Here is an 11,001-nt window from a genome sequence, read left to right as displayed (position 1 = left end):
TGGTCACCGTGGTCATCTACAACGGACTGGGCATCTGGAACGGCTTCCTGCTGCCCCTGGTGCTGACCCAGAGCCCCGAGCAGCGCACCATCCCGCTCGCCCTGGCCGCCTTCCAAGGCCAGTTCGGCGTCAACATCCCGGCCATCGCGGCCTCGGTCGTGCTGACCACCGTCCCGATCGTCCTGCTCTACGCCATCGGCCGCCGGCAGCTACTCAGTGGACTGACGGCCGGTTTCGGCAAGTAGTTTCCGGGAGGACTCGCGGACGACCAGCTCGGTCGCCAGCTCCACCCGGGGAGTCTCGATGGGCTCGCCGCGCGACAGTCGCAAGACCGTCCGTGCGGCGAGCCCGCCCATGTCGGCCAGAGGCTGCCGTACGGTGGTCAGCGGCGGCGAGGACCAGCGGGCCTCCGGCAGGTCGTCGAAGCCGACCACGCTCAGGTCATCGGGCACCCGGATGCCCTTGAGCCGGGCCGCCTCATAAACGCCCAGCGCCATCTGGTCGCTCGACGCGAAGATGGCGGTCGGCGGGTCCTCCCGGTCGAGCAGCCGCTCGGCCGCCGCGAAGCCGCCCTCATGACTGAAGTCGCCCGGCTCGATCAGCCGCCGGTCGACCCGCAGACCGGCCGACTCGAGCGCCGCGCGGTAGCCGTCGAGACGGGCCCGGCTGCACAGCAGATTTCGCGGGCCCTCGATGAGCCCGATGCGCCGGTGGCCCAGCGAGATCAGGTGCTCGGTGGCGCTGCGGCCGCCCGACCAGTTGGTGGCCCCTATGGTCGGCACATCCGAGGCGGCACCGCCGGCCGGATCGATGATCACCATCGGCACGTTGAGCCGGTGCAGCTCGGTGTAGACCGGGCCCGCCCCGTCCGAGATCACCAGGATGACGCCGTCGGACTGACGCGACCGCAAATTCTGCAGCCACTGGCGGGTCGACGCGGTGCGCCGGTGAACGGCGGAGATCACCGTGCCGACGCCGGCCGAGTGGCAGACCTCCTCGACGCCGCGGATCAGCTCGACCGCCCACGGACTGTCAAGATCGTGGAAAACCAGGTCGATGAGCCCCGCGCGGAGCGGCTGGCGAGAGTTTCGAGGGCGGTAGTCGTGCTCTCGGAGCAGGTGCTCGATGCGGTCCCGGGTCTCCGGGGAGACATCCGTACGGCCATTGAGCACCCGCGACACCGTGGGCACGGAGACCCCGGCCGCCTCGGCAATGGTCGCGATAGTGACTCGCCTACCCGTCACGGCCATCGTCTCTCCTCCGCTGCCCCACGATCACACCGAAACTTTCGTCTCGGAGTTCCGGAAGTATTACACATCTCGCGGTCGATAAGGCCACGTGCACACGTCTGATCTCGGCGGCAGCCGGGTAAGGGCCCTCACATGCCTCTCATCGCCGGTCGTTACCGCTTGGGCGAGCTCCTGGGCGCAGGCGGGATGGGCAAGGTCTGGCTCGCCCGCGACGAAGTCCTGCAGCGCGACGTCGCGGTCAAGGAAGTGCTGATCCCCCACGACGTGCAAGCCCACGATCGCAATGTGGTCCACCGCCGTACGCTCCGCGAGGCGCGCGCCGCGGCCCGGCTCGGCCACCCCAACGTGGTGCAGGTCTTCGACGTGCTCGACGTGGACGGCCGGGCCTGGATCGTCATGGCCTACGTGCCGTCCCGGTCCCTGCACGAGGTGCTCAAGTCGTCCGGCCCGCTGGAACCGCGCCGGGTCGCCCGCATCGGCCTGGACCTGCTGGCCGCCCTGCGCGCCGCCCACGCGGCCGGCGTCGACCACCGCGACGTGAAACCGGCCAACGTCCTGCTGGCCGACGACGGCCGGGTGCTGCTCACCGACTTCGGCATCGCCACCATCGAGGGCGACAGCCAGATCAGCACGTCCGACGTCCTGATCGGTTCCCCCGAATACATGTCGCCCGAGCGGGCCCGGCACGGCACGGCCGGTATGAAGTCGGACCTGTGGTCACTGGGCGCCACGCTCTACGCGGCCGTCGAGGGCCACTCACCCTTCCACCGGACGTCGGCGCTGGCCACCCTGACCGCGCTCGCCGCCGACGAACCCGACCCGCCGACCCAGGCCGGCCCGCTGGAGCCGGTACTCCGCGGCTTGCTCCGCAAGGATCCCCAGGACCGGATCAACGCAACCGAGACCGAACACCTACTCCGCGAAGCAGCCTCCGGCGCCTACGGCCACGCCCTGGTCCCCGAGGCCGCCACCACCGAATCCCTACCCGCCACCCCCAAACCCACAGACCAACTTCCCGTACGCGACACCCCCGCCCCCGCCGCTCCGGCCGCCGCTGCCCCCGCACCTGCAGTCGCCGCACCTGCAGTCGCCGCACCTGCAGCTGCTGCGCCCGCATCCGCTGCTCCCGCGCCCGCCGCACAAGCAGCCGAGGCACCCGCGTCCGCTGCTCCCGTGCTCGCCGCACAAGCAGCCGAGGCACCCGGGTCCGCTGCACCAGCAGTAGCCGAAGCACCCGCATCCGCCGCGCCCGCCGCCGAGGCACCCGCTACCGCCGCTGCGGCGTCCACATCCGCTGAACCAGCCGCCGCGGTGTCCACGTCCGCCGCGCCCGCCGCTACGGCGCCGACGTCTGCTGCGCCAGCCCCCGTTGCGCCTTCCGCCCCCACACCTGCCGCTGCGCGTGCCGCCGCCACACCTGCCGCTGCTGCGCCTGCCGCCGCGCCTGCCCCGGCCGCGCCTGCCCCGGCCGCGCCTGCCGCCGCCCCGCCCGGCGGCGTTGCGGCTGCTGCCTCTGCCGGCAGACGAACGCCCGTCGCCGATCGAGCCGCGCCGATCGAGCCGCCGCCCCCGTTCGTGCCCCCGCAGCGTTCGCCGTCCCCCGGCGAAGCCCCGCCGCGTCCCCGAGGCCGGGCGATTCCCGCCGCGCCCGACACGGAACAGCGGCCGGCCGCATCCCCGGCCCGGCGGTGGCTCCTTATCGCCGCCGCTGTGGTCGCCCTGATCGGAGGCGCGGTCTTCTGGGGCGTGACCAGATCCGGGTCGGACGGCGAGCCGGACACCAACGCCGGCGCCCCGGCCGCCTCGGCGCCCGGTGAGCCGTCGTCCGACCCGGGGCAGGCGTCGTCCGGATCGTCCACGTCTCCCGAAACCTCAGCTGCCGCCACCGCCACGTCGCCGGCGGCGCCTCCTCCCACCGGCGACGACGACGGCGGCGGCACGGGATCCGGCGCCGGTCTCCCCGGGCTGCCCGACGGGTGGCGCGACTACCGGGACAGGACCGGCTTCGCCGTCTACGTCCCCGAAGGGTGGACCCGCTCCCGCGAGGGTTCCATCGTGTACTTCCGCGACAGCAGCACCAATCGCGTCCTCGGCATCGACCAGACCAAGAAACCGGTCGCCAACCCTGTGGCCGACTGGCAGGGCAAGTCCGAGTACCGCGTCTCCCGCGGCGACTTCCCGTCCTACCGCGAGATCCACATCCGCGAGACCGACTACTTCCGCAAGGCCGCCGACTGGGAGTTCACGTTCACCCGCAACGGCGTCCGCCAGCACGTCAACAACCGCGGTGTCATCACCTCCGACAAACAGGCCTACGGCTTCTATTGGCAGACCCGCGATGCGGACTGGTCCCGTTACCGCGACGACCTGCAACTGGTCTTCGACAGCTTCCGCCCCGCCTCCTGACCACCGCTGCCGAGAGGTGGCCCCCGCCCGCTCCGCGCATCATCCTTTTCCTCCTTGCCGGACCTTCGCCAACCGTGGACAGAGGCGACGCTACCGCTCTTTCGAGGCGGCGGAATCCGTTGTCCACAGCCGAGAAAGGTGGCGGCCGGGGTTATCCACAGGCGCCTCCGCGGCGGCCGATGAGTGGCAGACTTCGGCCCCTCATCGGATGTTCTGCGAGGTGATTGCCGTGCGGTTACCCCGGTTCGTGGTGGCCGGTATCTTGCTGGCCGGCTCGGTCCTGCTGCTGACGAAACTGTTCGCCGCCGAGGCGCCCGGCGCGGTCGCGTTCGGCGTCTTCACGCCGCTGTGGCTGGCGTTGTCCGTCGTCAACGCGGGCATCGGCGTTTTCTCGGCCGGCTACCGGCCGGGTGAGGAGGCCATGGTTTTGCTGCCGGTGTTCGGTGTGCCGGCCCTGGCCGCCGGGGTCGCGTGGTGGATCTGGCCGGATGGGCCGCCACTCGGTGACGTCCGGCTTCTCTGGTTCATCGTGGCCGGCGTGGCCCTCTGGGCCGTGATCGCCCTGCTGGCCGGATTGCTGATCCCGCATGCCACCAAAGAGACAGCGCTGCGCACAGCCGTGGCGGTCTTCCTCCCGGTCTGGCTGGCCCTGCAAGTCGTCAACCTGCTGATCGGAGTCTTCGTCGAGGACTATTCGGTGGGCGAGGAGCTCGTCGTCCTCCTGTTCACTTTCGCCGTCCCCGCAGCAGCGCCCATCGTGGCGTCCCGGATCGTGCAGAGGGGCTGAGAGTGCCGCCGGGGTCGTGCGGAGCGGCGGGTGGAGGCAGCCTGCGGTCCGTCGACAGCGATCCGACGTTGAGGGCCGTGCGAGCACGGCGAGCTGGGTGCGGCAGGTCGACGTGCCTCTGTGAACCGACCGGAGTGGAGGCTTGAAAGGCAGTGCGAGGTGCATGGCTGCCAAGGGCTGTCAGAAGACGACCAGATCGGCGGTGCGGATGCGGAAGGGGAACGGCTCTTTGGTGGTCAGGATCTGGCCGCTACCGGCTGAGGTGCGCTCGAGGTAGCGGTTGCCCTGCAGGCGGAAGAGTCGCACGCTGATTTCCCTGTGTTCGGCCGACTCGGGCTGGGTGAGGAGGAACCAGGGGATGCCCGCGGCGGCGTAGTGCTCGATCCGGCTCGGGGTTCCGGCGTAGTCGGTGCCAGGACGGCTGATCTCGCCGACCAGCACCGTGTCGGCTGCTTCGGCGCAGGCGGCCAGCCGATCAACTCGAGCGACCACCAGATCCGGCACGAGCAGCCGATCGGGGCCGAGTCGCAGCAGCACCGCCCCGTGCGCGCCCAGGCCCGCCTTGCGAGCCGACGTGCGAAGCGCCCGCACCAGCAGGTGGGCGACGCTCTGGTGCGGCACCGTCGGCACCGGGCTCGGCATCACTTGCCCGTCAGTGGTCCCGAGCCGATAACCCACCTCGCCGGGAGCCAACAGGGCCGTCTCCGCCCACGGCTCACCGCGGCGCTGCTGATCGTTGTCCGTCACACGCCAAGTGTCAAGCGACTAGGTGACGTATGTCAACGGCTGTGCATCGGAGGGTGGTCGCAGACGCCGATGTTCAGTGCGGTCGGTGGGCGTCGAGGCGCGGCAAGCGGCGAGCGGCGAGCATTGGGCGGCGAGCGGCGGCGAGCGGAACGGGAGAAAGTCCGTGGGCCGCCGGACGAAACGTTCGTCCGACGGCCCACGGATTTCAAAGACACCGATCAGCACAAAGGTCGCGCGATAGAACTCACTTCCTTACAGTGTTCCCATCAGTCCGAAGGCTGCGTGCCCAACCTCTGGCTCGTTGGGGCCGCGATGGCCTTCAGGCAGACCGATGTGTCAGCCCCGGCCGCGGCCCGGGCCGTCGTTGCCGCCACGGCCGCCACGGCCGTCGTTGCCACGGCCACGGCCGTCGTTGTCACGACCGTCGCGACGGTCGTGGTCCCAGTCGCGGCCGTGGTGGTGGCGACGGTCCCGGTCCCGCATCCAGTCGTTGCGGTGCGAGCCCGGCCGGTAGAACCGGAACTGACCCGGCCGACCCGGACGGAACTGGCCCGCCCACACGGGGCGGAACTGGGTCGGGAAGCCACGGACGACCTGGAACGGCCGGTTGAAGCCGAGCGAGCCCCAGTTGTCGTAGTCGACGACCTCGAGGGCCCACGCGCCCCGACGCGCGCCGACGCGCGTGATGGTGCAGTCGTGGTCGTCCCAGGCGCCGGCCCGCTCACCGTACTGGCCGGCCAGCTCGCAGGCGCCCAGCGTCCGGTAGAAGCCGACGATCTGGCTCTCGCCCCGCCACACGTTCTGGCTGGCCGTGGTCTTGCTCTCCGGGGCGGCGGGCGCGGCCGGGGCGGCCTGGGCCGGGCCCATGCCGACGGTCAGGGCGGTGAGTACGCCGAACCCTCCCAGGGTTACGGCGCGGGTGAGCTTATTCATTGCAATTCCTCCCGTACTGGGTTGTATGGCGTCTTACGGGATGGAAAACCCAATAAACCCCACATCGGAAGTCGTCCTGACGGCTACCCTCTTCGCCGGTTCGACCGTCGGCGGGGCCACCGTTCGGCCGAGGTCCTCCGTGGTCCGCCCCCGTCGAGAGCCGCGATGAAGGCGGATCGCCGCAGGTCAGGCGTTTGCGGGAGCTCAGGACGCGAGACAGGGTTCGGAAAACCGATGCTCCGCCGGAGCGGAATGACAGCGCCGTGGTGCTGGGGGCTCATCCGCCGGTGCACGTCCGCGGGCTCGGGACGGTGCGGTGTAGGAGAGCGCCGCCGGGCCGCTGAACCCCCAGAAGAACAACTCCTGGCCCGGACATCCGAGGGCGCCCGGCCAGGACGCGATCCGGTCTCGGATGGCGACCGCTGTGCCGTCGGCCAGAGACCGCATGTACGCGGCCCGCGCGGAGCGGCGTCAAATGACGACGGGATCGCGAGGGAGGCGAGGCCGAGCAGCGGGTGAGCGGGGCGCGGCGCGGTCGAGCAGCGGGCTGGGCGGCGGGGGAGCGGGGCACGGCGAGATCAAGCGGTGGGCTGGGGTGGCCTTCGCGGGTGCGGTCGGCGGGGAAGTGCCGGCTGGGGAGACCTCTCGGTTCCTGGCCAAGGTGGAGGTCGGGCTGCCGGGATTCGGGCGGGCCTGCACGGGGTCTTGGTCGCGCCGCGCTGGGTGATCAGTGCGAAGGCCTGCTTCGAGCGATCGGCTCCGCCTGCTACGGCGACGACCGTGACCGTCGGGCGGCTGGATCTGAGCGATCCAGCCGGGTTCCGGGTCCCAGCCGTACGCGTCGTGGCGCATCCCAGCGGGGACCTCGCCCTCGTCGAGCCGGCCGCCGACGTCACCGGGGTCACTCCGGTTCCGGTCGCCGGTGCGCCGGTGGACGAGCAGGCCATCTCGGTGCTCGGCTTCGGCCGCACCGGTGACGAATGGGTGCCGCGCCGGCTGCATCTCGGCTCGTTCACGGTGGCCGGCCCGGGCGACGGCGTCTTCGCCATCGCCGGCGCCGGACCTGACCAGGTCGGTCCCTTCCCGGGTGACGCGGGCGGCCCCGGGTGTCCAGTGAGGTTGCAGCGGCGCCGCCGACCAGGACTGGCAGATCAACCCGCGCGCCAACGCCCATGTCCGAGATCCGCAACGACCGCAGCGGGCACCGCCTGGCGCTTCCGGGCGGCCGGACCGCGGACGGCACGTTCGTGCTGCAGTGGAACTGCAGCGCCAACGCCGACCAGGACTGGCGGACCGGCGCCAAGAGTTGAGCAGGTGGGCGGGGGTGACGCAACCGCCCACCCGAACGTCAGAGGAGCGCCGCGGTGGGGATCGCCAGCGGGAACGGTTCGTCGGACTTGAGTGTCTCGCCCGGCTCGGCCACCGCGGCCTCCTCGTAGTCGTTGTCCTGGCGTCGGAGCAGCCGCAGAGTGACTGACTCGTAGGTCTTCATGTCGGGCTCGACCAGGAGATACCAGTCGACCTTGGCGGCGGCGTAGAGCTGCCTCTTGAGGACTCGGTCGACGGGTGCGGTACTCGGCGAAAGAATTTCGCCGACCAGCACCACCTCGGACGCGTCGCACACGCTGCCTTGGCGGCTCATGCGCCCGACGATCAGGTCGGGAATGAGAATCTGATTCGAGGCCAGCCGGATGTTCGACTCGTGGAAGGCGCGCAGGCCGGCCGACATCGCGGGGTCATACAGGAGTCGCATGAGCTGGAAATTGATGTCCTGATGCGCTCTGTCCGGTGCTGGGCTCACCAGCAGCCCCCCGTTTACCAGCTCGATCCGGCTCTTGGTCTCGCCGAGCGCCAGGTACTCCGTCTCCGTCCACGGATCGGGACGATCGAGCTTCGCCTCCGTCATGGGCAAAGTGTCGCATGGGCTCATGCGATAGATCGTCACATGCCTAGATGTCACCCGTCAAGTCGTCACCGAGCCACGGCGAGGGAGGGTGTGCGCGCGGCCTCAGCCAGATGGGTGGCGATGGCGTCGTGGTCGGTGGCGATCAGCCCGGCCGTCAGGCGCAGGTGGGGCGCGGTCGGGGTGACGGTGAAGGCCGTGCCGGCCGCGGCGGCTATGCCGTTGCTGGCCAGCGAAATGAGAGCGGCCTGCTCGTCGATGACCGGGAGCCACACGTTGAGGCCGTCGCCGGGCGGCAGAGCCAGGCCGAGCCGGCGCAGGGCCGACACCACCAGATGGCGGCGGCGGGCGTACTCGACCTTGGCGGTGCGAACCGCGGCGATCGACGCCGGGTCGGTCAGGAGCGTCAGCAGCAGGTGCTGGAGCAGGCGGCTGGTCCAGCCCTGACCCAGCAGGCGGCGTTCGAGGATGGGGTCGAGGACCGCGGCGGGGGCGGAGACGGCGGCCAGGCGCAGGTCGGGGCCGTGCGACTTGGAGAAGCTCCGGACGTGGATCGTCTGCCGCGGCAGGTGGGCCCCCAGGGAGTGCAACGGGGCCGAGGAGACGTCGCCCGCCGAGTCGTCCTCCACGGCGTACACCTGGGGGGTCTGGGCCAGCACGGCCGCCAGCGACGTGGCTCGGCCGGGTGACCACGACGCGCCGGTGGGGTTGAGGGCTCGGGGCTGGAGGAAGACGGCGGTGGGGCGCTGGGCCAGGGCCGACTGCAGCGCGGCGGGGAGCATGCCCTCGGCGTCGGTGCCGGCCGGGACGGGCTGGACGCCCAGGGACTCGAGCAGGTCGAGCAGCGGCGGGAAGCACGGGTTCTCGACCACCGCCCGGTCGCCGATCCGGAGCAGGTGGGACGCCACGTGGTCGATCGCGTCCATCGCGCCGTCGAAGACGGCCAGGCGGTCGGCGGCGTAGGGCCAGTTGTCCCGCAGAAGTGCCGCCAGCTCGGGAAGCACCGGCTCGTCGAGATAGCTGGTGGGCGCGGGGGAGAGGCCGGCCAGCGCGGGCAGAGCCGGGAGCAACAGCGGATCGGGTACGCCGGTGGACAGATCCAACGCGAAACCGGAGCGGCCGCGCAGGGCCGCGCGGTAGCGGCCCGGCCCGTCGGCTCGCGACGACGCGACGACCGTGCCGCGACGTCCGTCGGTCCGGATGGTGCCGGAGCGGCGCAGGAGCTGCCAGGCTGCGCTGACCGTGGTGGGTGACATGTGCAGCTCGGCGGCCACCCGGCGGACGGGCGGAAGCTTGCTGCCCGCGGGCAGCGCGCCGTCGCCGACCGCGCGGCCCACGGCCTCGGCCAGGCCGCGGGCGGACACATCGACGAGTCGTGAGCTGACCTCCGAGAGCACTTTGTGACAGTACGTTTCAAGCATTGTTCGGTCCAGAGGTGGTACGTAATCTCTGGCCATGAATCGAATCGCGCACTGGATCGGCGGCGCGGAGCGCCCCGGCTCCTCGGGCCGGGTCGGCCCCGTCTTCAACCCCGCCACCGGCGAGCAGACCGCCGAGGTCGACCTCGCCTCGGCCGACGAGGTCGCCCAGGCCGTCGCCGTCGCCCAGGAGGCCGCCCGGGCCTGGCGGTCGGCGTCGCTGGCCAAGCGGTCCACGGTGCTGTTCAAGTTCCGCGAGCTGCTCGCCGCGCAGTCCGGCGACCTCGCCGCGGTCATCACCAGCGAGCACGGCAAGGTCCTGTCCGACGCGGCCGGCGAGGTGGCCCGCGGCCTGGAGAACGCCGAGTTCGCCACCGGCATCCCGCACCTGATGAAGGGCTCGTTCTCGGAGCAGGCGGCGACCGGGGTCGACGTCTATTCGATCAAGCAGCCGCTCGGTGTCGTCGCCGGCATCACCCCGTTCAACTTCCCGGCGATGGTGCCGCTGTGGATGTGCACCACGGCGATCGCGGCCGGCAACGCCTTCGTCCTCAAGCCGAGCGAGAAGGACCCGTCGGCGGCGCTGTTCCTGGCCCGGCTGTGGAAGGACGCCGGTCTGCCCGAGGGCGTCTTCACGGTCGTCAACGGCGACAAGGAGGCGGTCGACGCGATCCTCACCCACCCCGGCATCGCCGCGGTCAGCTTCGTCGGCTCGACCCCGATCGCCAAGTACATCTACGAGACCGGCACCGCGCACGGCAAGCGTGTGCAGGCCCTCGGTGGCGCCAAGAACCACATGCTGGTGCTGCCCGACGCCGAACTCGACGCGGCCGCCGACGCCGCGGTCAACGCCGCCTACGGCTCGGCCGGCGAGCGCTGCATGGCCGTCTCGGTGGTCGTGGCCGTCGGCGACATCGCCGGCCCGCTGGTCGACGCGATCGCCGCCCGCCTGCCCAAGCTGCGGATCGGTGACGGCACCGACCCCGAGTCGCAGATGGGACCGCTGATCACCGCTCAGCATCGGGAGAAGGTGGCCGGCTACATCGCCCGGGGTGCCGAGGAGGGCGCGACCGTGGTGGCCGACGGCCGGGAGGCCGAGGTTCCGGGCGACGGCTACTTCCTCGGCGTCACGCTGCTCGACAACGTCAAGCCCGACATGGACGTCTACGCGGACGAGATCTTCGGCCCGGTGCTCGCGGTGGTGCGGGCCGAGACGTACGCGGAAGGGCTGGCCCTGATCAACGACAACGAGTACGGCAACGGGACCGCCATCTTCACCCGCGACGGCGGCGCCGCCCGGCAGTTCCAGTTCGACGTCGACGCGGGCATGGTCGGCGTCAACGTGCCGATCCCGGTGCCGGTGGCCTATTACTCCTTCGGCGGCTGGAAGGCGTCGCTGTTCGGCGACACCCACATGTACGGCCCGGACGGCATCCACTTCTTCACCCGCTCCAAGGTCGTCACCTCCCGCTGGCCCGACCCGGGCACGTCATCGGTGGACCTCGGCTTCCCGACGAACCGATGAGCGGCCAAGAACCGATGAGCGGCCAAAAACCG

The 11,001-nt window shown here is 71.2% G+C and carries 9 protein-coding genes and 2 pseudogenes; 6 read left to right on the top strand and 5 right to left on the bottom strand.

All coding sequences use genetic code 11. The features are described from left to right. Window positions 1–245, top strand: a pseudogene (locus NAG42_RS12130) (carbohydrate ABC transporter permease); the annotation flags it as partial. On the opposite strand, the gene NAG42_RS12125 reads toward NAG42_RS12130, so the two are convergent. Next, entirely contained in the window at window positions 210–1,250 is a 1,041-nt protein-coding gene (locus NAG42_RS12125; protein WP_250030315.1) for a LacI family DNA-binding transcriptional regulator, read from the bottom strand. The pseudogene NAG42_RS12130 and the gene NAG42_RS12125 overlap by 36 nt on opposite strands. 132 nt (window positions 1,251–1,382) lie before the next feature. Between NAG42_RS12125 and NAG42_RS12120 the strand changes: the two genes are divergently transcribed. After that, on the top strand, window positions 1,383–3,656 hold the full coding sequence (locus tag NAG42_RS12120; protein ID WP_250030314.1) for a serine/threonine-protein kinase: 2,274 nt from the start codon (window positions 1,383–1,385) through the stop codon (window positions 3,654–3,656). 229 nt (window positions 3,657–3,885) lie between these two features. Continuing rightward, window positions 3,886–4,443, top strand: a complete 558-nt coding sequence (locus tag NAG42_RS12115) for a hypothetical protein (RefSeq protein WP_250030313.1) — start codon at window positions 3,886–3,888, stop codon at window positions 4,441–4,443. A gap of 180 nt (window positions 4,444–4,623) precedes the next feature. Here NAG42_RS12115 and NAG42_RS12110 read toward each other — a convergent pair whose 3' ends face one another. Next, window positions 4,624–5,190 (bottom strand): Uma2 family endonuclease, encoded by a 567-nt coding sequence (locus tag NAG42_RS12110; RefSeq protein ID WP_250030312.1) that lies wholly within the window; start codon window positions 5,188–5,190, stop codon window positions 4,624–4,626. 336 nt (window positions 5,191–5,526) lie between these two features. Further along, a complete protein-coding gene (locus NAG42_RS12105; RefSeq protein ID WP_250030311.1) occupies window positions 5,527–6,123 on the bottom strand; it encodes a hypothetical protein in 597 nt (198 codons plus the stop codon). Between the two features lie 585 nt (window positions 6,124–6,708). Here NAG42_RS12105 and NAG42_RS45305 point away from each other — a divergent pair. After that, a pseudogene (locus tag NAG42_RS45305) lies at window positions 6,709–7,215 on the top strand (trypsin-like serine protease); the annotation flags it as partial. Between the two features lie 80 nt (window positions 7,216–7,295). Beyond that, window positions 7,296–7,433 carry an RICIN domain-containing protein gene (locus NAG42_RS12100; protein ID WP_250030310.1) on the top strand — a complete coding sequence of 46 codons (138 nt, stop codon included), beginning with the start codon at window positions 7,296–7,298 and terminating at the stop codon, window positions 7,431–7,433. 38 nt (window positions 7,434–7,471) lie between these two features. On the opposite strand, the gene NAG42_RS12095 is transcribed toward NAG42_RS12100, so the two are convergent. Together NAG42_RS12095 and NAG42_RS12090 are read right to left on the bottom strand one after the other, a co-directional pair. Further along, window positions 7,472–8,068 (bottom strand): Uma2 family endonuclease, encoded by a 597-nt coding sequence (locus NAG42_RS12095; protein ID WP_250030309.1) that lies wholly within the window; start codon window positions 8,066–8,068, stop codon window positions 7,472–7,474. Window positions 8,069–8,094: 26 nt separating this feature from the next. After that, window positions 8,095–9,423 carry an aminotransferase class I/II-fold pyridoxal phosphate-dependent enzyme gene (locus NAG42_RS12090; RefSeq protein ID WP_250030308.1) on the bottom strand — a complete coding sequence of 443 codons (1,329 nt, stop codon included), beginning with the start codon at window positions 9,421–9,423 and terminating at the stop codon, window positions 8,095–8,097. A gap of 58 nt (window positions 9,424–9,481) precedes the next feature. Between NAG42_RS12090 and NAG42_RS12085 the strand changes: the two genes are divergently transcribed. Further along, complete coding sequence (locus NAG42_RS12085; RefSeq protein WP_250030307.1) at window positions 9,482–10,969, top strand: CoA-acylating methylmalonate-semialdehyde dehydrogenase; 1,488 nt, start codon at window positions 9,482–9,484, stop codon at window positions 10,967–10,969. Window positions 10,970–11,001: the final 32 nt, after the last annotated feature.

The organism is Paractinoplanes maris, from assembly GCF_023544465.1.
GTDB lineage: Bacteria > Actinomycetota > Actinomycetes > Mycobacteriales > Micromonosporaceae > Actinoplanes > Actinoplanes maris.
Note: the sequence above shows the minus strand (reverse complement) of the source record. Positions and strands in the feature narration are given on the sequence as shown.

Excerpts from the sequence above, each read along its gene's own strand:
- NAG42_RS12085 (WP_250030307.1), top strand. The coding sequence starts at position 9,482 with ATGAATCGAATCGCGCACTGGATCGGCGGCGCGGAGCGCCCCGGCTCC.
- NAG42_RS12125 (WP_250030315.1), bottom strand. The coding sequence starts at position 1,250 with ATGGCCGTGACGGGTAGGCGAGTCACTATCGCGACCATTGCCGAGGCG.
- NAG42_RS12100 (WP_250030310.1), top strand. The coding sequence starts at position 7,296 with ATGTCCGAGATCCGCAACGACCGCAGCGGGCACCGCCTGGCGCTTCCG.
- NAG42_RS12120 (WP_250030314.1), top strand. The coding sequence starts at position 1,383 with ATGCCTCTCATCGCCGGTCGTTACCGCTTGGGCGAGCTCCTGGGCGCA.
- NAG42_RS12105 (WP_250030311.1), bottom strand. The coding sequence starts at position 6,123 with ATGAATAAGCTCACCCGCGCCGTAACCCTGGGAGGGTTCGGCGTACTC.